26 protein-coding genes, 1 rRNA gene and 1 other annotated feature are annotated in these 22,498 nt (G+C 45.1%); of the genes, 26 read left to right on the forward strand and 1 reads right to left on the reverse strand.

Annotated features, from left to right (window positions below):
- The first annotated feature begins 14 nt into the window (after positions 1–14).
- From rrf to pssA, 8 genes are all read left to right on the forward strand, one after another.
- Positions 15–131: ribosomal RNA gene (rrf, locus tag A8709_RS31425) — 5S ribosomal RNA — on the forward strand.
- Between the two features lie 284 nt (positions 132–415).
- Positions 416–877, forward strand: a complete 462-nt coding sequence (locus A8709_RS31430) for a CtsR family transcriptional regulator (protein ID WP_065858807.1) — start codon at positions 416–418, stop codon at positions 875–877.
- Positions 878–890: 13 nt separating this feature from the next.
- Positions 891–1,400, forward strand: coding sequence for a protein-arginine kinase activator protein McsA (gene mcsA, locus A8709_RS31435; RefSeq protein ID WP_065858809.1), 510 nt, complete (start codon positions 891–893; stop codon positions 1,398–1,400).
- 23 nt (positions 1,401–1,423) lie between these two features.
- A complete protein-coding gene (mcsB, locus tag A8709_RS31440) occupies positions 1,424–2,485 on the forward strand; it encodes a protein-arginine kinase McsB (protein WP_084225681.1) in 1,062 nt (353 codons plus the stop codon).
- 54 nt (positions 2,486–2,539) lie between these two features.
- Entirely contained in the window at positions 2,540–4,981 is a 2,442-nt protein-coding gene (gene clpC / locus A8709_RS31445; RefSeq protein WP_065858811.1) for an ATP-dependent protease ATP-binding subunit ClpC, read from the forward strand.
- A gap of 249 nt (positions 4,982–5,230) precedes the next feature.
- Complete coding sequence (radA, locus tag A8709_RS31450; protein ID WP_065858813.1) at positions 5,231–6,598, forward strand: DNA repair protein RadA; 1,368 nt, start codon at positions 5,231–5,233, stop codon at positions 6,596–6,598.
- Between the two features lie 45 nt (positions 6,599–6,643).
- On the forward strand, positions 6,644–7,723 hold the full coding sequence (disA, locus tag A8709_RS31455) for a DNA integrity scanning diadenylate cyclase DisA (protein WP_084225683.1): 1,080 nt from the start codon (positions 6,644–6,646) through the stop codon (positions 7,721–7,723).
- A gap of 85 nt (positions 7,724–7,808) precedes the next feature.
- Complete coding sequence (gene pssA, locus A8709_RS31460; RefSeq protein ID WP_065858817.1) at positions 7,809–8,567, forward strand: CDP-diacylglycerol--serine O-phosphatidyltransferase; 759 nt, start codon at positions 7,809–7,811, stop codon at positions 8,565–8,567.
- An 88-nt stretch (positions 8,568–8,655) separates the two neighbouring features.
- Here the strand turns inward: pssA and A8709_RS31465 are convergent, their stop codons facing one another.
- Positions 8,656–9,051 carry a nucleoside triphosphate pyrophosphohydrolase family protein gene (locus A8709_RS31465; RefSeq protein ID WP_065858819.1) on the reverse strand — a complete coding sequence of 132 codons (396 nt, stop codon included), beginning with the start codon at positions 9,049–9,051 and terminating at the stop codon, positions 8,656–8,658.
- Positions 9,052–9,203: 152 nt separating this feature from the next.
- Here A8709_RS31465 and A8709_RS31470 point away from each other — a divergent pair, with 152 nt between their 5' ends.
- The 18 genes from A8709_RS31470 (at position 9,204) to A8709_RS31550 (ending at position 22,478) form a co-directional block, all read left to right on the forward strand.
- Entirely contained in the window at positions 9,204–10,271 is a 1,068-nt protein-coding gene (locus tag A8709_RS31470) for a PIN/TRAM domain-containing protein (RefSeq protein WP_065858821.1), read from the forward strand.
- A gap of 62 nt (positions 10,272–10,333) precedes the next feature.
- The gene (ispD, locus tag A8709_RS31475; RefSeq protein ID WP_065858823.1) at positions 10,334–11,041 is read left to right on the forward strand and encodes a 2-C-methyl-D-erythritol 4-phosphate cytidylyltransferase; all 708 of its coding nucleotides are present in this window, start codon (positions 10,334–10,336) and stop codon (positions 11,039–11,041) included.
- Entirely contained in the window at positions 11,038–11,523 is a 486-nt protein-coding gene (ispF, locus tag A8709_RS31480) for a 2-C-methyl-D-erythritol 2,4-cyclodiphosphate synthase (RefSeq protein ID WP_065858825.1), read from the forward strand. The genes ispD and ispF overlap by 4 nt, the downstream gene beginning before the upstream one ends.
- A gap of 40 nt (positions 11,524–11,563) precedes the next feature.
- Positions 11,564–13,021, forward strand: coding sequence for a glutamate--tRNA ligase (gene gltX / locus A8709_RS31485; RefSeq protein WP_065858827.1), 1,458 nt, complete (start codon positions 11,564–11,566; stop codon positions 13,019–13,021).
- A gap of 339 nt (positions 13,022–13,360) precedes the next feature.
- On the forward strand, positions 13,361–14,032 hold the full coding sequence (gene cysE / locus A8709_RS31490) for a serine O-acetyltransferase (RefSeq protein WP_065858829.1): 672 nt from the start codon (positions 13,361–13,363) through the stop codon (positions 14,030–14,032).
- Positions 14,013–15,413: a cysteine--tRNA ligase gene (cysS, locus tag A8709_RS31495; RefSeq protein ID WP_065858830.1), complete on the forward strand. Its 1,401-nt coding sequence runs from the start codon at positions 14,013–14,015 to the stop codon at positions 15,411–15,413. The genes cysE and cysS overlap by 20 nt, the downstream gene beginning before the upstream one ends.
- Complete coding sequence (locus A8709_RS31500) at positions 15,410–15,838, forward strand: Mini-ribonuclease 3 (RefSeq protein ID WP_065858833.1); 429 nt, start codon at positions 15,410–15,412, stop codon at positions 15,836–15,838. The genes cysS and A8709_RS31500 overlap by 4 nt, the downstream gene beginning before the upstream one ends.
- Positions 15,839–15,880: 42 nt before the next feature.
- Positions 15,881–16,621 (forward strand): 23S rRNA (guanosine(2251)-2'-O)-methyltransferase RlmB, encoded by a 741-nt coding sequence (gene rlmB, locus A8709_RS31505; protein WP_065858835.1) that lies wholly within the window; start codon positions 15,881–15,883, stop codon positions 16,619–16,621.
- A 3-nt stretch (positions 16,622–16,624) separates the two neighbouring features.
- Positions 16,625–17,137, forward strand: a complete 513-nt coding sequence (locus A8709_RS31510; protein ID WP_065858837.1) for an NYN domain-containing protein — start codon at positions 16,625–16,627, stop codon at positions 17,135–17,137.
- Positions 17,138–17,256: 119 nt separating this feature from the next.
- Positions 17,257–17,901, forward strand: coding sequence for an RNA polymerase sporulation sigma factor SigH (gene sigH / locus A8709_RS31515; protein WP_028557511.1), 645 nt, complete (start codon positions 17,257–17,259; stop codon positions 17,899–17,901).
- A gap of 223 nt (positions 17,902–18,124) precedes the next feature.
- The gene (gene rpmG / locus A8709_RS33905; RefSeq protein WP_079418041.1) at positions 18,125–18,274 is read left to right on the forward strand and encodes a 50S ribosomal protein L33; all 150 of its coding nucleotides are present in this window, start codon (positions 18,125–18,127) and stop codon (positions 18,272–18,274) included.
- Positions 18,275–18,293: 19 nt separating this feature from the next.
- Complete coding sequence (gene secE / locus A8709_RS31520) at positions 18,294–18,506, forward strand: preprotein translocase subunit SecE (protein WP_028557510.1); 213 nt, start codon at positions 18,294–18,296, stop codon at positions 18,504–18,506.
- A 24-nt stretch (positions 18,507–18,530) separates the two neighbouring features.
- Entirely contained in the window at positions 18,531–19,064 is a 534-nt protein-coding gene (gene nusG, locus A8709_RS31525) for a transcription termination/antitermination protein NusG (RefSeq protein WP_028557509.1), read from the forward strand.
- A gap of 137 nt (positions 19,065–19,201) precedes the next feature.
- Positions 19,202–19,627: a 50S ribosomal protein L11 gene (gene rplK / locus A8709_RS31530; RefSeq protein WP_028557508.1), complete on the forward strand. Its 426-nt coding sequence runs from the start codon at positions 19,202–19,204 to the stop codon at positions 19,625–19,627.
- A gap of 116 nt (positions 19,628–19,743) precedes the next feature.
- Positions 19,744–20,436 carry a 50S ribosomal protein L1 gene (rplA, locus tag A8709_RS31535; RefSeq protein WP_065858839.1) on the forward strand — a complete coding sequence of 231 codons (693 nt, stop codon included), beginning with the start codon at positions 19,744–19,746 and terminating at the stop codon, positions 20,434–20,436.
- A gap of 54 nt (positions 20,437–20,490) precedes the next feature.
- Positions 20,491–20,644, forward strand: a sequence feature (ribosomal protein L10 leader region).
- Positions 20,645–20,712: 68 nt separating this feature from the next.
- Entirely contained in the window at positions 20,713–21,222 is a 510-nt protein-coding gene (gene rplJ, locus A8709_RS31540) for a 50S ribosomal protein L10 (protein ID WP_065858841.1), read from the forward strand.
- A 65-nt stretch (positions 21,223–21,287) separates the two neighbouring features.
- Positions 21,288–21,653 carry a 50S ribosomal protein L7/L12 gene (gene rplL, locus A8709_RS31545; RefSeq protein WP_065858843.1) on the forward strand — a complete coding sequence of 122 codons (366 nt, stop codon included), beginning with the start codon at positions 21,288–21,290 and terminating at the stop codon, positions 21,651–21,653.
- Between the two features lie 228 nt (positions 21,654–21,881).
- A complete protein-coding gene (locus tag A8709_RS31550) occupies positions 21,882–22,478 on the forward strand; it encodes a class I SAM-dependent methyltransferase (protein WP_065858845.1) in 597 nt (198 codons plus the stop codon).
- Positions 22,479–22,498: the final 20 nt, after the last annotated feature.

The raw sequence follows: 22,498 nt of genomic DNA on the forward strand, positions 1-22,498 counted from the left end.
AAACGCTTTGACTGTTTGGTGATGATGGCGGAGGGGACCCACGCGTTCCCATCTCGAACACGACCGTTAAGCCCTCCAGCGTCGATGGTACTTGAACCGCAGGGTTCTGGGAGAGTAGAACGTTGCCAAGCAAAAGATCAGACCTTTTTGAGAGAATTCTCAGAAAGGTTTTTTTTGTTTTATGCCTTTCCTTTTTATGTGAAAAGAGCGAGGAGATCAGCTTTTTCTTCGTTTCATTTCGAATAAATCTGTAGGGAAGGTCAACAATAGTAAGGTTCACATAAGGGGATCGGATCCGTGGGGGGAGACAATTTAGGAGCAGTACTTGTCAAAAAGAAAGGAAATGATTATAATTTAGTTAAGGTCAAAGAAAGTCAAAGTCAATTTACTTCTAGAAATCTGGGAGGCCGAATTGATGCGCAATGTATCAGAAATTATTGAACAGTATTTAAAACATGTCCTGCAGCAAAGTACGGAAGGCGCTATCGAGATTCAACGAAATGATTTGGCTGACCAATTTCAATGCGTACCTTCACAAATAAATTATGTCATTAGTACAAGGTTTACTTTGGAAAAAGGCTATATTGTGGAGAGTAAACGCGGCGGCGGCGGCTATATTCGCATCCAGAAGATCGAGCTCAAGAGTCATGGTTCTATTTTGGACCATATATTCCGTACGATTCATACCCACATTGATCAAGTCACCTCTGAGGGGCTGATTTATCAATTGCAAGAGGGGCATTATATTTCCACCAGAGAAGCTAACCTGATTCGGGCGGCGATATCCAGAGATGTATTGACCTTTAAGCTACCGCTGCGCGATGAAATTCGGGCTAAGATTCTTAAAGCAATGCTGATATCCTTGCTTAGCAGATAAGGAGGCAGATGGAATGGTTTGTCAGGAATGCGGGAAACGACCGGCTACTCTTCATTTCACGAAGATTGTGAATGGGGATAAGAACGAGTTCCACATTTGTGAGAATTGCGCCCGTGAGAAGGGCGAGATGATTCCTGGAACATCGAATGGCTTTTCGATTCATAATTTATTATCAGGTTTACTTGACTTTGAACCCTTATCATCTACGACCAAGCCTCAAGCGATCCGATGTGATAACTGTGGCCTTACGTATTCGCAATTTAGTAAATTAGGTCGGTTTGGTTGCGGTTCCTGTTATCAGAACTTTTCGGAGAAGCTAGACCCTCTTTTCAAGCGAGTGCACGGGAATATCGTACACGTTGGGAAAGTACCCAAGCGGAGCGGTGGTATCATTCAGTGCAGACGAGAAATTGAGCTTTTGAAGAAAGATATGATGACCTGTATCGAAGGCGAAGAATTCGAACAAGCGGCACAGATACGCGACCAGATACGTGAGATTGAGAAGAAGATTGCGAGTATGTAAGTTTGTAAGGGAGTGTGAATCCAGTGGCGTTACAGCGGTTTACAGGAGATGCATTAAGTGAGTGGATGAAGGGTGAAGGGCCTGAGTCGGATATTGTCATCAGTAGTCGAATCCGAATTGCTCGTAACCTGAGAGATTATCCTTATCCCATGCTCGCGACCAACCAACAATCACAGGAAGTGCTGGAGCAGTTGTCTGGTGTTCTTGCGAATGATGAGTTAGAGACGATAAGTAACTTCTCACTCATTCCATTGTCAGAGCTTAATGAGCTTGAGCGAATGGTGCTTGTGGAGAAACATTTAATTAGTCCAAATTTAGCTAACGAATCCAGAAATGGTGCCGTTATTTTAAGCGATAATGAGTCGATTAGTATTATGATCAATGAAGAAGACCATCTTCGCATACAATGTCTATGTCCAGGTTTTCAGATTAAAGAGGTTTGGGACTTGGCCAATCAGATTGACGATATTTTTGAAACGCAGATGGATTACGGTTATGATGAAAAAAGAGGCTACTTAACGAGCTGCCCGACGAATGTCGGTACAGGAATTCGCGCATCTGTAATGATGCACTTACCTGCGTTAGTGCTTAGCCAGCAGATTAATCGTATTTTATCCGCTGTTACACAAGTTGGATTGACGGTTAGAGGATTATATGGGGAAGGCAGCGAAGCTTTAGGTAATCTATTCCAAATCTCTAACCAAATTACGTTAGGTCAGTCAGAAGAAGAGATTATAGATAATTTATACAGTGTGGCCAGGCAGATTATAGAGCATGAACGCGCCGCAAGACATAAGCTAATGCAAGAGTCTAGAATGCGTATTATTGATCGCGTAAATCGATCCCTTGGTATTCTATCGTATGCAGGGATTATCGACTCTAAAGAAGCGGCACAGCGGCTATCAGATGTAAGGCTAGGGATCGACCTGGGCATCATCAACAATGTTTCTTCCAATGTACTGAATGAGCTTCTAGTTATGACGCAGCCTGGATTCCTTCAGCAGTATGCGGGCGAGAAGCTTGGTGCAGATGAACGAGATATGCGGCGTGCAGAGTTGATTCGCGAAAAGTTTGGCAGGGTATAAAAAGATTCATCCTTTAGGAATTCCATAGATATACTACTTTTGGAGGTGTTCGCTATGATGTTTGGCAGATTTACGGAACGTGCGCAGAAGGTGCTTTCTCTAGCTCAAGAGGAGGCTGTTCGTTTAGGGCATAACAATATTGGAACAGAGCACATTTTACTAGGACTAATTCGTGAAGGTGAAGGCATTGCTGCTAAAGCACTCGTTGCGCTCGGCCTAGGTCTTGAGAAAATTCAAGATGAAGTGGAATCTCTAATTGGCAGAGGGCAAGAGCAACCTACTAACATCGCGTATACACCTAGAGCTAAGAAAGTCATTGAGCTTTCGATGGATGAAGCGAGAAAATTAGGTCACACGTATGTGGGGACTGAACATATTCTGCTTGGCCTTATTCGTGAAGGTGAGGGCGTAGCGGCAAGAGTGCTTAATAATTTGGGGGTATCGCTTAATAAAGCGCGCCAACAAGTTCTTCAACTTTTGGGCAGCAGCGAAACAGTATCGCCAAGTCATGGTACGAATCCGAATGTGAACACGCCTACATTGGATGGGCTGGCAAGAGATTTGACGGCATACGCCAAAGAGGGGCATTTGGACCCTGTTATCGGCCGTAGCAAAGAAATCGAACGTGTTATTCAGGTGTTGAGCCGTAGAACGAAGAACAATCCAGTTCTTATCGGTGAGCCAGGCGTTGGTAAAACGGCGATTGCAGAAGGTCTTGCACAAAAAATTATTAACAATGAAATTCCCGAAACGTTAAAAGATAAACGCGTTATGACCCTGGATATGGGGTCTGTCGTAGCAGGTACGAAGTACCGCGGCGAGTTCGAGGATCGTCTGAAGAAGATCATGGATGAGATTCGACAAGCCGGCAATATCGTATTGTTCATCGATGAGTTGCACACGTTGATCGGTGCAGGGGGAGCGGAAGGCGCGATTGATGCTTCCAACATCCTGAAGCCGGCGCTTGCCAGAGGCGAGCTGCAATGTATTGGTGCGACGACGTTGGATGAGTACCGGAAATACATTGAGAAAGATGCTGCTCTAGAGCGTCGTTTCCAACCGATTACCGTAGATCAACCTTCCCCAGAGGAAGCGGTTCAAATTCTGTATGGCTTACGCGATCGTTATGAAGCACATCACCGTGTGAAAATCACAGATGCTGCGATTCAAGAAGCTGTAAAGCTGTCTGATCGTTATATCACAGATCGTTTCTTACCGGATAAAGCGATCGATTTGATCGATGAAGCGAGTTCGAAAGTAAGACTTCGTTCTTACACGACACCGCCATCCTTGAAGCAACTTGAGAATAAATTGGAAAATATCCGTAAAGAAAAAGATGCTGCGGTTCAAAGCCAAGAGTTCGAGAAGGCAGCAGGTCTTCGGGATACGGAGCAAAAGCTTCGCGAAGAGCTAGACTCCACGAAGAACGAGTGGAAAGAGAAACAAGGCCGTCTAGATACGGAAGTAACACCAGATGATATCGCACAAATCGTGGCGAGCTGGACTGGAATTCCTGTGAGTAAGCTGGCAGAGGAAGAAACAGATCGTTTGCTCAAAATGGAGGATATCCTTCATGAACGTGTCATTGGACAAGAAGAAGCGGTTAAAGCGGTAAGTCGTGCGATTCGCCGCGCAAGAGCTGGATTGAAAGATCCTAAGCGTCCTATGGGCTCATTTATTTTCCTAGGACCAACTGGGGTAGGGAAAACCGAGCTTGCACGTGCCCTAGCAGAGTCCCTCTTTGGAGATGATAATGCGGTTGTGCGTATCGATATGTCTGAATACATGGAGAAACACTCGACATCCCGTCTAGTAGGAGCGCCTCCAGGTTATGTAGGCTATGAAGAAGGCGGTCAACTGACTGAGAAAGTTCGCCGTAAACCGTACTCGGTTGTCCTCTTGGATGAGATTGAAAAAGCACATCCTGAAGTGTTTAACATCCTTCTACAAGTACTGGAAGACGGTCGTTTAACGGACTCCAAAGGACGTACGGTTGACTTCCGCAACACGTTGATCATTATGACATCCAATGTTGGTGCAGATTTGATCAAGAAGAACTCTTCATTAGGCTTTACAGCGGCACTTGATGCTGGAAAAGACTACACGAATATGAAGGATAAAGTGATGGGCGAGTTGAAGAAAAGCTTCCGTCCCGAATTCCTTAACCGGATCGATGAAATCATCGTATTCCACTCTTTGGATGAAACACACATTGCACAAATCGTTAGCTTGATGGCTGATGATCTTCGCAAACGTCTAAAAGAACAAGAAGTGGATTTCTTGCTTACGGATAAAGCGAAACTGTTCCTCGCGAAGGAAGGCTTCGATCCAACCTACGGCGCGCGTCCATTACGCAGAGCCATTCAGAAACATATCGAAGATCGCTTGTCGGAAGAATTGCTGAGAGGCAACATTTCCAAAGGTGATTCGCTAACTATTGATGAGAATGAAGGCGAGCTTGTTGTCCTTAAGGGCGAAGGCGTAGCAACCAAGTAAGCGAAAGTGAAGAAGCATTTCACTTCATCCGATGAGGGTGGAGTGAAATGCTTTTTATTTCAAATATAGAAAATAGATGTTTCACATCAGAAGTCGGCTATATATCTCCATGAACGCTTCCTGTCCAATGAGGACAGTGTAGTCGTTTATTTTGTATCAGCACTTTCATGGCAACCATAAAAATGGTAAACTTTATGTGGTAAGGATATCCAGAAAGGGTATCTTCCAAGTTAAGGAGTAATTTCTTTTATGAGCAAGCAGAAAACGAAATTTAGCTGCCAAGAATGCGGCTATGATTCACCGAAATGGATGGGCAAATGTCCAGGTTGTCAGTCGTGGAATACGATGGTGGAAGAAATTGAAACCGTAGTTCGTACACAAGGGATGACATCTTCGATCCCCAAAACGAAAGAAAAAGCGGTCCCCATCATACATATAGAAAGCAGCTCGGAGCCAAGGGTTGTCACTAGTAATAAAGAATTAAATCGGGTTTTAGGCGGAGGTATTGTCCCAGGCTCATTGATCCTTGTAGGTGGGGATCCTGGTATTGGGAAATCAACCTTGCTGTTACAAACGTCCTTTGAACTCACACAAGCCCAGCAAAAGGTGCTTTATATATCGGGAGAAGAATCCATTAAGCAAACGAAGCTGCGTGCAGATCGATTGAATGCTTCTTCTCCGCTACTTTATGTATTATGTGAGACTAATCTAGAATTGATTGAGGAAGCCATTCAGGAAACCAATCCCGATTTTCTAGTGATTGACTCCATTCAAACGGTATTTCATCCCGCCATTACTTCAGCGCCAGGTACCGTATCACAGGTTCGAGAATGCACAGGCCATTTTATGAGAATAGCTAAGGGGAAGGGAATTGCAACGGTCCTTGTCGGGCATGTGACGAAGGAAGGTGCCATTGCTGGACCACGAATGCTAGAGCATATGGTGGATTGTGTGCTCTACTTTGAAGGCGAACGGCATCACTCCTATCGCGTGCTAAGAGCGGTAAAGAACCGTTTTGGCTCGACGAATGAAATTGGTATTTTTGAAATGCAGGAAGTTGGACTCGTTGAAGTAAGTAATCCCTCTGAGCTCTTTCTATCCGAGAGGCCGCTTGGAGTCGCTGGTTCGGCTGTCGTCGCAAGTATGGAGGGGACGCGTCCCGTCCTGGTTGAAATACAAGCGTTGGTATCTTCAACGAATTTCCCTTCTCCTCGAAGGATGGCGACCGGTGTCGATCATAACCGTCTCTCTTTAATCATTGCGGTGCTAGAGAAACGGATGGGGATGTTTCTTCAAAATCAAGATGCGTACTTGAATGTGGCCGGCGGAATTAAGCTGGATGAGCCCGCGGTGGATCTGGCCATCGCCATTAGTATTGCCTCGAGCTTCCGGGACCAAGCTACCCAGCCATTTGATGTGGTGTTCGGGGAGATAGGCCTAACAGGGGAAGTGCGCGGTGTATCTCGTATAGATCAACGTGTGAAAGAAGCGGAGAAGCTCGGGTTCCGGAGGGTTATTATGCCGGAGAAGAGTTTGAAGGGGTGGACGCATCCCAAAGGGATGGAGATTATTGGTGTAAACACGGTGGCAGAGGCATTGAAAGCAGCGCTTGGCTAAGATAGGGTGCTGTTCGGTAAGCTGAAAGCCTTCAGGAGGAAAATGATGAGTAAAGAAGAGATCAAACGAGATGTGATGAGCCAATTGCTCCAATTGGTAGCGCCTGGTACGCCATTTCGTGATGGCTTGGAGAATGTCCTGCGTGCCAAAACAGGCGGTCTGATCGTCGTGGGTTTCAGTTCAGAGGTAACTGAAATCGTAGACGGCGGGTTTTCTATAAATTGTGATTTTTCACCCAATTATTTATATGAGCTTGCCAAAATGGATGGGGCGATTATCCTCAGCGAGGATATCAAACGGATCTTATATGCGAACACGCAATTGATTCCGGACTCCTCCATTTCCTCGTCTGAAACAGGAATTAGGCACCGAACGGCAGAGCGTGTGGCGAAACAAACGAATAAATTAGTCGTTTCCATCTCGCAACGGCGGAATGTGATAACGCTCTATCAAGGTAATTTAAGGTACGCGTTGAAGGACATTGGCGTTATTCTCACCAAAGCGAATCAAGCCATCCAAACCTTAGAGCGCTATAAAGTTGTCTTAGATCAATCCTTAACGAACCTAAGTGCATCTGAGTTTGAGGAATTAGTGACGCTGCATGATATTACCAATGTCATCGCCCGATTTGAAATGGTACTCCGCATTAAAGCAGAAATTAACCGTTATATTAATGAGTTAGGCAATGAGGGACGATTAATTAGCATGCAGCTTGAAGAACTTGTGGGGAATGCGGAACTTGAGGCGCGTTTGCTCGTAAAAGATTATGTAAGAGATTTAACGGAGGACCGAGTCAAAGATATGCAAGCCGGTCTGAAGCGTTTGTCGTCTGATGAGCTGCTAGAGCCCCAGCAAATTATCCGATTGCTAGGGTATTCTCATACCAATTCGATTGCTGAAGAGCCGGTCTCGCCACGCGGCTTCCGGATCTTGGGTAAAATTCCGCGGTTGCCATCGATTATTATTGGTAATCTTGTGGAAAAGTTCGGCTACCTGCCACACATGATGATGGCCACAATTGAGGAATTGGATGAAGTTGACGGTATCGGAGAAGTGAGGGCCCGCGCGATTAAGGAAGGTCTCAAAAGAATTCAAGAACAAGTGTTCATTGACAGACATATTTAAACTGGATACAATCATAAAGTATCATTGTTGAGGTTTCATGAAGTCAAGTTTAGGGTATAGTAAATCCAGAGGTGGACAAAAACATATGTTAACGAAATCAATTCCCAGTCTCTTTACAGTAGGGAACTTATTCCTAGGCGTTTTATCGATTATCTTGGCCTTCAGTGGCGAACATGGCGTCGCAGCCGTTCTTGTCATTGTCGCAATGCTGTTAGATGGACTCGATGGACGTGTAGCTCGAGCATTGAATGCTCAAAGTGAGTTCGGTAAAGAATTAGACTCCTTATCCGACGTTATTTCTTTCGGTGTTGCTCCGGCTTTCATCATGTATGTAGTTGCGTTCAACGACCCTACAGTCATTAGTCCAGCGTTCGCTTGGATTGTAACAGCGATCTTCCCGATTTGTGGAGCGCTGCGTTTAGCAAGATTCAATGTTGTTGCCGGTACGCCTGGCTATTTCATCGGTTTACCGATTCCAGCAGCAGGCGGTGTTCTTTGTACGTTAGCTTTGTTCGTGAATGACATAAACGTATATGTACTTCTTGTAAGTACAGTTCTCTTGTCATACTTAATGGTAAGCACAGTGAAATATCCGAATTTCAAAAAAGCGGGTATTCCCAAAGCAGCGATTTGGGTCACACCGATTATTGTGGCAGCTGCAATTTTGATTGCTATCAAATGGCCTGAATCCATTTCTAAAATGATTTTCGTACCGCTTTTGATGTACGCTCTTTACGGCCTAAAAAAAAACGTTGATGGATATTTCATCCGTCTGCGCAATCTTCGCAGAAAGAACAAAAGACGTGCGATGGAAGAAAGCAATTCAGTGAAATCTGACTTGTAAGCACGTTGTTCGAAAATAAAAAGCATTTATTTTCTCCTGAATTCTCAGGAAGAAGATAAATGCTTTTTTTTTCGTCTTGTATGCATGATCATGACATGTTGAATAGGCCCAATGTTGTACATTTCTTTGATTCATTCTCAACAACTTGCTCCAAATTAATATCAAGAATGTTGCTTAGCGCGGACATGTAGAAGAGATTCCTGCCTAGCTCACTGCTCACAACCTCGATGCATTGTTCACATAAGTGTCCAGATACATGGGTGCGGAGGACATCCTTAGCCTCATCCAAGGTCATCTCTGGATGATACTCTTGCTTAGCCGCGTGAACTTGGATACATCCACATTCCGTAATGGATTTCACGACAGAACGGTTGGCTGCTGCGCCTGACTGCTGAAATTTGGATAAGACGTCAAGCAAACTGCGGTGACGGAGTAATAATTCAGACACTTGATCCTGAAACTGCTTTAAAGTCAAGGAGCTCATTCCATCCACCTCGGGTAGGTTGGTAACTTCCATTTCATTATAAGGGATGCCTTCTAATATTTCAATTTTCTGACGAAAGAAGTGATTAACGTTGCATAAATTGGAACATAATTGTAATAAGGTTCAAAAAAGTTGATGCAGGAGGTGAATCTGTGATGAAGAAATGGGTACAAATCATTTTAGCCATCATGGGTGGCAGTTTAGGTTATAGGTGGAGCGATGCGTTCCTTCGAACAACAGATGTAGCAGTACAGGCAGGACAAGTTTTTTGGATTAATAGTTTATGTGCAGCAGGGATGTTTTTGGTTTCGGCATGGGTAGCTAGTTTAGGGATGAAGTTGCTGATGAGAGGGGAACGCAATGTCACGGATATTCCCGTGTCGGACTTGCTCTCAGGTACGTTAGGTCTCGTCATTGGATTATTAGTATCCGTGATGCTGTTTCCTGTCATGGAGCAAGCCAAATGGGCAGGGCCGTTTCTACCTTTCGTTGTGTCGGCTATTTTAGGCGTTATGGGCTTCCGTATCGGCTACAGCAAGCGGGAAGAGCTTGTTCAGATCATTGTGAAGAGCCGCTCTGGCGGTCCTGAGAAGCAGACGCATCGTCCGTATGAGGAACATAAGATTCTGGACACGAGCGTCATTATCGATGGCCGTATTGCAGACATTTGCAAAACAGGATTTATCGAGGGCACCTTAGTAATCCCTGAATTCGTATTAGAAGAGCTGCAACATATTGCAGACTCATCGGATTTACTCAAGCGAAATCGGGGGCGTCGCGGACTGGACATTTTGAACAAAATTCAAAAAGAGCTTGAAGTGAAAGTCCTCATCTACGAGGGGGATTTCGAAGAAATTGCCGAAGTGGACAGTAAGCTTGTTCGTTTAGCGAAAGTGCTGCAAGGAAAAGTAATTACGAATGATTTTAACCTGAATAAAGTGTGTGAACTACAAGGTGTTTCGGTGCTCAATATTAACGATCTTGCCAATGCGGTTAAACCAGTCGTCTTACCGGGTGAAGAAATTATTGTGCAAGTCATTAAAGACGGCAAAGAACATGGACAAGGTGTGGCCTATTTGGATGACGGCACAATGATCGTAGTTGAAGGCGGACGCGATTTCATTGGGATGACGCTTGAAGTGATGGTAACCAGTGTGCTGCAGACGTCGGCGGGTCGGATGATTTTCGCGAAACCAAAACTATTGGAAAAAGCTCAGTAAAACCAGTATGATAAGGAGATGTAACATTACTTTGTTTGGAAAGCGCTAGGGTTGGAGGACTTATGGGGAAGCTAGGGGTTATCATCGTGGCAGCGGGCAAAGGCTCGCGCATGGGTACAGCGGAGAGTAAACAATACCTGCAACTGGGACAGAAGCCAATTCTGGTACATACCTTGCAATTATTTCAAAACATACATGAAGTGGATGAGATTATTCTTGTTGTGGGTGCAGATGATGTGAACCGCTGTGAGGCGTATGTCACGGGCTATGCGCTTACCAAGGTAACACGTGTGCTAGCAGGGGGCGCTGAGCGTCAGGATTCCGTTAGACAGGGTCTCCAAGCCTTACAAGAAGGCACGGAGTGGGTGCTTGTGCATGACGGAGTTCGGCCTTTCGTCAAAATAGAACATGTGTTCGAGTGCCTGGCGAAGGCGCAAGAAGTAGGGTCAGCCGTACTGGCCGTTCCCGTCAAAGATACCATTAAGGTTGTGGATGCAGCAGATAAGCGCATTCAATCAACGCCAGATAGACGAAGCTTGTGGGCGATCCAAACGCCGCAGGCTTTTCGTCTTTCCCTCCTCCAGGAGGCGCATGAGGCCGCTTTGCGTGATCAGTTCATAGGGACGGATGATGCAAGTCTTGTGGAGCGTCTAGGCGCTGCGGTGCATGTTGTAGAAGGGGACTATTATAATATTAAAATTACGACCCCGGAAGATTTACCTTGGGCAGATTGGATATTACATAACGTAAGGGGAGAGGAACGCTCATGATTCGTGTAGGGAATGGGTTTGATGTTCATCAATTGGTAGAAGGACGTAAGTGTATTATTGGAGGCGTAACGATTCCTTATGAAAAAGGATTACTGGGCCACTCCGATGCGGATGTGCTGTTGCACGCTATTAGCGACGCGATTCTGGGCGCATTAGGTCTTGGGGATATCGGGAAGCACTTCCCGGATACAGCTGACGAGTACAAAGACGCGGATAGCTTGGTCCTATTGAAGCGTGTATGGCAATTGGCCAAAGAGAAAGGCTACAAATTGGGGAACGCAGATTCCACCATTATAGCTCAGAAGCCGAAGATGCTGCCGTACATTCCGCAAATGGTCGAAATTATTGCAGCTGCGCTAGAGGCGGAGCCTGAACAAGTCAACGTGAAAGCGACCACGACAGAGCAGCTTGGATTCACAGGTCGAGGCGAGGGAATCGCGGCGCAATCGGTTGTTTGTTTAATTCGTGATGTGCTAAAATAGCAGAATATTCATGCTTGGAAGAAGAAAAGGGGATACCACAATGAATCAGCCTTTACGCGTGCGTTATGCACCTAGTCCGACTGGACATTTACATATTGGCGGTGCCCGTACGGCACTGTTTGATTATTTATTAGCTCGTCGCCATGGCGGAGCGTTTGTTGTGCGTTTTGAAGATACGGATCAAACTCGTCACAAAGAGTCAGGAATCGAGGACCAATTGAATGGTCTCAGATGGCTTGGCCTGGAGTGGGACGAGAGCGTAGATATCGGAGGTCCGTTCGGCCCTTATCGTCAAATGGAGAGACTCGATATTTACAAGACTTATCTGGATAAGCTTTTAGCTAGTGGTCATGCATACGGCTGCTATTGCTCAGAAGCAGATCTAGAGCAAGAGCGTGCAGAGCAAGAAGCTAGCGGGGAAATGGGCGGTTACTCCGGCAAATGCCGTCATTTGAAGCCTGAGCAGATTGCTGCGTATCAAGCAGAAGGTCGCGTACCTGCTACTCGCTTCCGTGTGCCAGCAGACCGTATCATCGCTATCGAAGATAAAGTGCGTGATCATGTGGAATTTGATTCGAATGGGATCGGTGATTTCATTATCGCTCGTCCTGACGGCATTCCGACATATAACTTTGCGGTTATTGTTGACGATCATTTGATGCAAATCAACTTGGTCATACGTGGTGAAGAGCATCTGTCTAATACGCCTAGGCAAATCCTCATGTACGAAGCGCTGGATATGCCGATTCCAGAGTTTGCTCACTTGGCCCTTATTTTGAATCCTGACCGTAAGAAAATGAGTAAACGAGATGAGTCGATCATCCAGTTTATCGAACAGTACAGAGAGCTCGGCTATTTGCCAGAAGCGGTGGTGAACTTCATTGCCCTGCTAGGTTGGTCACCTGGTGGAGAAGAAGAGATGTTCACGAAGGAAGAACTGATCGCACAGTTTGATCTGGATCGTGTATCCAAGAGCCCAGCTGTGTTTGATATGGATAAATTGAATTGGATGAATAACGCTTATTTGAAAAAAGCTCCGCTATCCCGCATCGTCGACCTGTGCTTGCCGCATTTGCGCAAAGCTGGCTATCTGCAAGAAGGTGAATTGGATGCGACTACTGGGGCATGGGTAGAGGCGCTGGTAGGCCTTAACCAAGAAAGAATGCGCTTCGCGGCTGAGATCGTGGATCTAGCGGCACTCTTTTTCAAAGAAGACCTGGTCATCGACGAAGAAGCAGCAGTCGTATTGAAGGAAGAACATGTGCCTGTTGTGTTGACTAGCTTCTTAGCACAAGTGGAGCAAGCAGAAGCTTTCACTGTTGAAGCGATGCCAGCACTGCTGAAAGCTGTACAGAAGGAAACAGGCTTCAAAGGGAAGCAGCTGTTCATGTCTGTCCGCTCTGCGCTAACAGGTCAAGTGCATGGACCGGACTTGAATGTCTCCCTTTTCCTACTAGGGAAAGAAAAAGTCGCTTCACGTCTACGGAGCTTATTGTAAAGCGGGCTTCTTTTCGCTATACTTATACACAACGAATACGCAAATGCCATGATCAGGAGAGTATGGTTAAGTGAGGATTCATCAGAGAGGATAATCGGGGCCGCGAGGCTTCGGCTGAGAGTTATCCAGTCCTTGTAATCAGAAATGCACCTGGGAGCAGCCGCGCCGAATACTCATCGAGTAGGGTAGGCGCAGCCGGAACACCCACGTTACGGGTTTTGAGTTGGGAGACTTCCGAGTCACCAAGCAGAGTGGAACCGCGATAACCACGCCTCTGCAGCCTTAGGGCTGCAGGGGCTTTTTTTATTTTATAGGCACTCTATGAAGAAGGTGAGCATGATGTGGTCAACGATCAAATCTGATATATCCGCTGTATTCGATAACGACCCTGCCGCACGCAGTTGGTTTGAAGTTGTATTTACGTATTCGGGCCTTCACGCCATTTGGTCGCATCGGATCGGGCATTGGTTATATACAAGAAAGATGTATACCCTAGCACGTATCGTTTCTCAAATTAGCCGGTTCATGACAGGGATCGAGATTCATCCTGGCGCAACGATCGGTAGACGTTTGTTTATTGACCATGGGATGGGTGTAGTCATTGGAGAAACCTGTGAAATTGGGGACGACGTGATTCTGTATCAAGGTGTAACTTTAGGTGGAACAGGGAAAGAAAAAGGTAAGAGACACCCAACAATTGGCAATAATGTAGTTGTAGGTTCGGGTGCCAAAGTGCTCGGTTCCTTCCTCGTCGGTGAAAATTCACGCATTGGGTCCAACGCGGTTGTCATTCAGGAGGTTCCTCCCAATAGTACCGTTGTTACCGTTCCTGCTAAGGTCGTGAAACGAGATGGTGTTCGTGTAAATCGATTGGACCATGGCAATTTGCCAGATCCGATCGTTGATATTTTCCAAGAATTACAAGGGCAAATTAATGAGTTGAAAAGCCAATTGAACGAAGAACGGAAGAGGAATGGAGAACTGAGAGAACATGACGCTCAAAGTATATAATACATTAACCCGCAAGAAGGAAGAGTTCGTTCCGATTGAACCTGGCAAAGTGAAAATGTACGTATGCGGACCGACTGTGTATAACTACATTCATATTGGCAATGGCAGACCTGTTATTTTTTTCGACGTTGTTCGTCGTTATTTGGAATCCCAGCAATACGAAGTGACTTATATCACGAACTTTACCGATGTGGATGATAAAATGATTCGAAAAGCCGAGGAGATGGCTGTTTCCGTACCAGAGCTTGCTGAAACTTTTATCGCTGCTTTTTTGGAAGATATCCAAACATTGGGTGTGCATGAGGCGACATTGAACCCGCGTGTAACCGAGAACATCCAGGAAATCATTGAGTTCATCGCAGCACTCGTGGAGAAAGATTTCGCTTACGAGGCTGGTGGTGATGTCTACTACCGGACATCTAAATTCGCAGAATATGGCAAGCTTTCCGGGCAGAATTTAGAAGAGCTTCAATACGGAATTCGTGTCGAAGTCGACGACCGCAAAGAGAATCCGCAGGACTTTGTCCTCTGGAAAGCAGCGAAGCCAGGTGAGATATATTGGGATAGTCCTTGGGGGCAAGGTCGACCAGGCTGGCATATCGAGTGCTCCGCAATGGTACGCAAGTATCTAGGCGAAACCATTGATATTCATGGCGGCGGACAAGATTTAACATTCCCTCACCATGAGTGTGAGATTGCTCAGACCGAGGCAGTCACCGGCCATCCAATGGCCAATTATTGGCTTCACAATGCTTTTTTGAACATCGATAATGAGAAAATGTCGAAATCCTTAGGGAACGGCATTCTGATCCGTGATCTCGTGAAACAAATTAAACCTGAAGTATTCCGTTACTTCATGCTTTCTGCCCACTATCGCAACCCGCTGAATTTCAGTGATGAAAGCTTGAAGCAAGCGGCCAATGCGTTGGAACGTATTCAAAATGCGTATGATAATATGAAGCACCGTCTAGCTACAGCATCTGCAACCGGTGAGGTCGAAGCGGGTGTAACGGATAAGCTGCAAGCCATTTCTAAGCAATTTGTGGATAAAATGAATGATGACTTTAATACGCCGGATGCGATTACCGCGGTATTCGAGCTTGTTGCCGAAGCGAACTTGTACCTGCAGCAGGAGCGGGTTAATGCGGAAGTGGTGAAGCTGTACCTCGCACAATTAGAGGCATTTGATACTACGTTAGGTATCCTATCGCAACAAGCGGATGAATTGCTGGATGAAGAAATTGAGCAACTCATCGTGGAGCGTACGGAATCGCGCAAATCGAAGAATTGGGCACGCGCGGATGAAATCCGAGATCTGCTTACGGAGAAGGGGATATTCCTTGAAGATACACCACAAGGGATTCGTTGGCGCCGCAAATGAGTGAAATGAATTTGGAAGCTGCCAATCTCTTTGCTTTTCCGCCATCGAAAAGCCCGAATTTATTGAACCCTTTAGTGCTTGCCTATATCGGCGATGCTGTGTATGAAGTGTATATTCGGCAATATGTCATCTCAGGGGCGAATCATCGCCCTAATCATTTGCATAAAGCCTCGACAGGGTATGTTTCAGCCAAAGCGCAGTCCAAACTGCTTACTTCATTGATGCCCATGCTGACTGAAGAAGAAGTGGATATCGTAAAGCGGGGACGCAATGCCAAGTCAGGGACGACGGCTAAGAACGCGGATGTGCTGGAATACCGGCACAGTACCGCGTTTGAATGCTTAATCGGTTATTTGTATTACAAACAATCCTTTGAACGGTTGAAGGTCATCTTAGACTTCGCCATCTCACATAATCAGAAATAGTTTTATCAGAGATATTCGGAAGAGCAATTAGGAGGAATTAGGATGGATGAAGACATTATTGGCGGGAAGCACTCCGTGTTGGAGGCGCTTCGCGCAGGACGGACGATAAATAAAATATGGATCGCGGAAAGTGCGCAGAAGCAGTTCGCAGGACCCATTGTAGCGGAAGCCAAAAATTTAGGGATTATCGTCCAATTTACGGACAAGCGTAAGCTGGATCAAATGGCTGAAGGCCTTCAACATCAAGGTGTCGTGGCACAAGTTGCTGCCTATGAATATGTGGAAGTAGAGGACATTTTAGCCAAGGCCAAAGAATTAGGTCAAGAGCCGTTCATTTTGATCCTGGATGAAATTGAAGATCCACATAACTTAGGTTCTATCCTGCGTACCGCAGATTGCACAGGTGTTCATGGTGTGATTATACCGAAACGACGTTCCGTCGGGCTAACAGCAACAGTTTCCAAGACATCCGCAGGAGCTGTTGAGTATGTCCCAGTCGCGCGCGTAACGAACATCGCACAAACGATTGAACAATTGAAAGAGCAAGGCGTTTGGGTTGCAGGAACCGATGTATCTGCGGCTCAGGATGTTTACAAAGCCAACTTTACCATCCCTATTGCACTAGTTATTGGGAACGAGGGCAAAGGGGTTGGCCGTCTCATTAAAGAAAGATGCGACTTCTTAGTTAAGCTGCCTATGGCCGGACATGTGAACTCTTTGAATGCTTCCGTTGCCGCGGGGGTATTGATGTATGAAGTGGTCAGACAGCGCAATAAGAGTTAATGAATGGAACAGATCCTGATCGTAGATGGCTACAATATCATCGGCGCTTGGCCTGATTTAAGTAAATTAAAGGATTCAGACCTTGAAGGAGCTCGTGACGGCCTGATTCACATGCTTGCTGAGTTTCAGTCATTCTCAGGGATGAAAGTATATCTCGTTTTTGATGCCTACATGGTGCCAGGACTGGGCAAGAAGTATGTGCAGAATAAGTTAGCTGTTCTCTACACCAAGGAGAAGGAAACCGCCGATGAGCGAATCGAGCGGCTGGTAACGAGCTTGATGGGCAGGCGCAAAGAAATTTACGTGGCGACGTCAGATATGATTGAGCAGCACGTTATTTTTGGTAAAGGAGCTTTGCGGATGCCAGCGGCTGAATTACTTGTAAAAATCAGGCAAAACCGCAAAGAGGTTCGCGAACGCATTGTTCCGGAGACGACAACCAAACGAAATCCTTTCGATGGTAAGCTGAGTGATGAGCTAAAAGCGAAGTTTGAGCGATGGCGACGCGGGGAATAAATCCTCCAAATGCTAGAAATGGTGGGGTTCCCCGTTGACGGTGTGAGATTTCATCATGTATACTTAACCTAACTTTTATAGTGAAATCTGGGTAGTCTTGCAGGCCGGAGGGATTGTTGGTGAGTGTCGACCTCAAAGAACTGAGAATGTATGATTATGACCTCAAGCCAGATGAAGACATTGTCGAAGCAGTCCGTGAAGGCAGTAGCGAAGCGTTGGAATATCTTATCAACAAGTATAAGAATTTTGTGCGTGCTAAAGCGCGTTCATACTTTTTGATAGGTGCAGACCGAGAAGATATTGTGCAGGAAGGAATGATAGGTTTATATAAATCTATCCGTGATTTCCGAGGAGACAAGCTTGCTTCATTCAAAGCCTTTGCTGAACTGTGTATTACACGACAGATCATCACGGCGATTAAGACAGCAACGCGTCAAAAGCATATTCCTCTGAATTCCTACGTGTCACTGGACAAGCCCATCTATGATGAAGATTCTGACCGTACGTTGCTTGACGTCATCAGCGGTTCCAGGGTGACAGACCCTGAGGAGCTTGTGATTAATCAAGAAGAGTTTACGGGACTTGAAGATAAAATGGGAGAAATTTTAAGCGACCTGGAGCGTAGAGTTCTCATGCTCTATCTCGATGGCAGATCCTACCAAGAAATCGCGGTAGATCTTGATCGCCATGTGAAGTCAATTGACAATGCTCTCCAACGTGTCAAGCGCAAACTTGAGCGGTATTTAGAAGTTAGAGATTTATAGAAATGCCCGTGCTGCCCTAGCTGTACGGGTGTTTTTCTTTCTCCGCATGTTTAGTAACTCTCGGGAGAACCTATACTGGTGATACTCTTGCTTTTGTGAGACTTCTACCTTGACACTCGGGGGACAGTTGTGATAAAGTGTTTCAGGTAGCCCTAAAAGTCGCTTTCTTTTTGATGCGCTTAGAAGGGCTTTAATTAGAAAGTGTCTGTAGGAGGTGTACATCATGCGGGTCATCATCACATTAGCGTGCACAAATTGCAAACAAAGAAACTATGCATCCACTAAAAATAAGCGCAACAATCCCGACCGTATTGAGTTGAAGAAATATTGCAAATTTTGCAATGAACATACTGCTCATCGCGAGACTAGGTAGTTCTTTGGAGGTGTAGTTTGTGGCGTTCTTGGCTAGAATGAGACAAAGCTTCGGATCCACTTTTTCCTTCTTCACCGACAGTTGGACAGAACTCAAAAAGGTCAAGTGGCCAAGTCGCAAAGAGATGACTACCTATACGCTTGTCGTCATAGGTACAGTAGCTTTTGTTGCTATTTATTTTTTTGTGCTGGATCTAGGAATTTCTGAGTTGCTGCGCCTTGTTTTTAAATAAACAGGACTATAGGTGAATTTATTCATGGAAAAAAGATGGTACGTCGTACATACCTATTCAGGGTATGAGAACAAAGTGAAAGCCAACTTAGAGAAGCGCGTTGAGTCTATGGAAATGACGGACAAGATCTTCCGTGTGCTTGTGCCTATGGAAGAAGAACTGGTAAACAAGGATGGCAAGAAAAAAGTTGTCATGCGTAAAGTTTACCCGGGATATGTTCTCGTGGAAATGATTCAAACAGACGACTCATGGTACGTAGTACGTAATACGCCAGGAGTAACTGGATTCGTAGGTTCTACAGGATCCGGCTCTAAACCAACTGCATTGTTACCGGAAGAAGTGGAATCCATTCTTAAGCATATGGGTATGGAAGAGCCGAAGGAAGTAATTGACTTCGAACTCAAAGAAACTGTACGCGTTAAAGTAGGTCCATTTGCAAACTTTGTCGGCTCTGTTGAAGAAATCATTGCTGATAAGGGCAAACTGAAGGTACATGTCAACATGTTTGGTAGAGAAACACCGCTTGAGCTCGATTTCGACCAAGTAGAAAAGCTCTAGGAAACATGACAACCAAAAGTTTCTACCAGGTCTATTCCTTGGGATAGACCTACGTTAGTGGGATCGCATTAGATTCCTGAATAGCGAGACTTTGATTCGTCAAAGGGCAGCTATATTACTGCAAGGAGGTGTCTATCATGGCAAAAAAGGTTATTAAAATCGTGAAGCTTCAAGTTCAAGCTGCGAAAGCAAATCCAGCACCACCGATCGGTCCAGCATTGGGTCAAGCAGGTGTGAACATCATGGCTTTCTGTAAAGAGTTTAACGCTCGTACTGCTGATCAAGTTGGTCTAATCATTCCAGTTGAAATCACAGTTTTCGAAGACCGTTCCTTTACATTCATCACTAAAACGCCTCCGGCTGCAGTTCTTCTTCGCGTCGTTGCTGGTATCGAAAAAGGATCCGGTGAACCGAACAAAAAGAAAGTTGCAACTGTGAAACGCGCTAAAGTTCGCGAAATCGCTGAACAAAAAATGCCTGACCTAAATGCTGCATCCGTTGAGGCTGCTATGCGTATGGTTGAAGGTACTGCTCGCAGCATGGGAATCGTCATCGAAGATTAATTCCGCAAGGAATGCGACTGTGTAAGCTCGAAGCTTACGGATATGTTTTCTACGAAAACATGGAAGTCGCTCGGTGGGAGGATTATCCGCTAATACCACTAAGGAGGATAAATATTATGCCTAAACACGGTAAGAAATACCGCGAAGTTGCTCAGCTTGTAAACGCTGAAAACTTGTACGATCCGTCAGAAGCAATCGAGCTTGTTAAGAAAACAGCTCCTGCTAAATTCGATGAAACTGTAGATGTTGCAGTTCGTCTGGGTGTAGACCCAAGAAAACAAGATCAGGCTGTTCGTGGTGTCGTTGTACTTCCACACGGTACTGGTAAAACAAAACGCGTTCTCGTATTTGCAAAAGGCGAGAAAGCAAAAGAGGCTGAAGCAGCTGGTGCAGATTTTGTTGGTGATGCAGATATGATCAACAAAATTCAACAAGGTTGGTTCGAATTCGATGTTTGCGTAGCTACTCCTGACATGATGAGCGAAGTTGGTAAACTGGGTCGTATCCTCGGGGGTAAAGGTCTTATGCCGAACCCTAAAGCAGGAACAGTTACTTTCGACGTTACCAAAGCTGTTCAAGAGATCAAAGCTGGTAAAATCGAATACCGTCTTGACAAAGCAGGCCAAATCCATGCTCCACTTGGTAAAGTATCTTTCGATGCAGACAAGTTGAACGAAAACTTCAAAGCATTGGTTGATGCACTTGTTCGTGCGAAACCAGCAGCGGCTAAAGGTGTATACCTTAAGAACATTGCTGTATCTTCCACAATGGGTCCAAGCGTACGTGTGAACCTGTCATCCTTCAGATAAGTAAAAGCTACCAGTTGACTTCGGTTACTGGGCGTGATACTCTATCAAAGGTCCTAAAAATGAATATGCAAACCGTAGACAGTAGGTGCTGAAGAGCTTAATTTCCTACCGAGGTGTTATGATATATATAACGATTTCTTTGTACATCAGGGAAAAAGTGAACACATCATGCCTTCGTAGCGTCTACGAAGGCATTTCTTATTCATAGATAAGAAATGCTAATGCTCCTACTGTTTGCGATCTTGAAAGATAAATGCATAAGAAGTGAGGTGTACTATGGCAAACGCGAAAATTCTTGCAGAGAAAGAACAAGCAGTAGCTGAAGTAACTGAAAAGTTCAAAGCTAGTTCTTGTACAGTCGTGGCAGATTACCGTGGTTTGAACGTAGCTCAAGTAACTCAGCTGCGCAAAAGCTTACGTGAAGCTGGTATCGAATTTTCAGTTCTTAAGAACTCCTTGGCGAGACGCGCAACGGCTAACGCTGAACTGACTGAGTTGGATGAGTTCCTAACAGGACCAACAGCTATTGCTTTCAGCAAAGACGATGTAATCTCTCCAGCTAAAATCTTGACTGAATTTGCGAAAAAGAACGATAAATTAAGCGTGAAAGCTGGTGTGGTCGAAGGCCGCGTAGTTGGATCCGCAGAAATCAAAGCTCTTGCAGAACTTCCATCCAGAGATGGTCTTCTCTCCATGTTGCTTAGCGTTCTTCAAGCTCCAGTTCGTAACTTTGCACTTGCTGTTAAAGCAGTTGCAGAGAAAAAAGAAGCTGAAGGTCAAGCTTAGTTTCAACGTACGAAACGTTTTACAATAACAAAAACTAATTTATTAATGATAATGGAGGTTTAACCATGAGCACAAATGCAACGATCCTAGAAGCAATCAAAGGCATGACAATCTTGGAATTGAACGACCTGGTTAAAGCAATTGAAGAAGAGTTTGGCGTAACAGCAGCAGCTCCTGTAGCAGCTGGCGGCGGCGCAGCAGTAGCAGTTGAAGAAGCTCAAACTGAGTTTGACGTTATCTTGACAGGCGCTGGCGCTTCCAAAATCAACGTAATTAAAGTAGTTCGTGAAATCACTGGTCTTGGCTTGAAAGAAGCTAAAGACTTGGTTGATGGAGCTCCAAAAGCAGTTAAAGAAAAAGTTAGCCAAGAAGAAGCAGACGCTGTTAAAGCTAAGCTTACTGAAGCTGGCGCTTCCGTAGAAGTTAAGTAATTCTTTTTCTTAAGAAACCTCTTGAAGCTTGACTTCAAGAGGTTTTTTTCAACATTAAGAATTGATGTGTTTTTACAAAATAAGTCGGCAAAGGTCTAGATAAACGCATTTGTCCAGAATGGACGAAGAAGCTGTTTATTGTGCCTAAGTTTTTACCCTTAGGAAAGCCTTAGGAACGCTCGCAGTTATTTGATTTTCCTATAGGTAGAAAGAGGAGGGAATTGGGGCGTGTCAGAACACTATTACACACAAAAGCCTTCCGTGAAGAGCGATGTTCATACAACGCAAGAAGTTTTGCGAGGTAAGACGTTTACTTTTCTTACGGACGCTGGTGTGTTTTCTAAAAAAGGTGTCGATTATGGGAGTAAGCATTTAATTGAGACGATGGATTTGCCGGACAATGCGAGTGTTCTTGATGTAGGCTGCGGTTACGGGCCGATGGGGTTAAGTGCTGCAGTTATATGCCCTAAGGGACATGTGACGATGGTAGACATTAATGAGAGAGCCATTGAGCTTTCGATTGAAAATGCCAAACGCAACGGTATTACCAATGTAACTATTTTGCAGAGTGATCTGTTGGAACAAGTAAAAAATAAGAGATTTGACGTTGTCTTAACGAATCCTCCTATTCGAGCAGGGAAAGAAACTGTTCATCGAATCTTCGTGGACGCTTATGATTGCCTTGTCGATGGAGGTTCCCTTTGGGTTGTTATCCAGAAGAAGCAAGGCGCACCATCCGCGGTCAAAAAGTTAGAAACTATGTATAGTGATGTCGTTGAAGTTTCGAAAGACAAAGGATATCGTATTCTCAAGGCGACAAAGTAACTCTTTGATGAATATTCGTG

The organism is Paenibacillus pectinilyticus (assembly GCF_001700435.1).
Lineage (GTDB): Bacteria > Bacillota > Bacilli > Paenibacillales > NBRC-103111 > Paenibacillus_E > Paenibacillus_E pectinilyticus.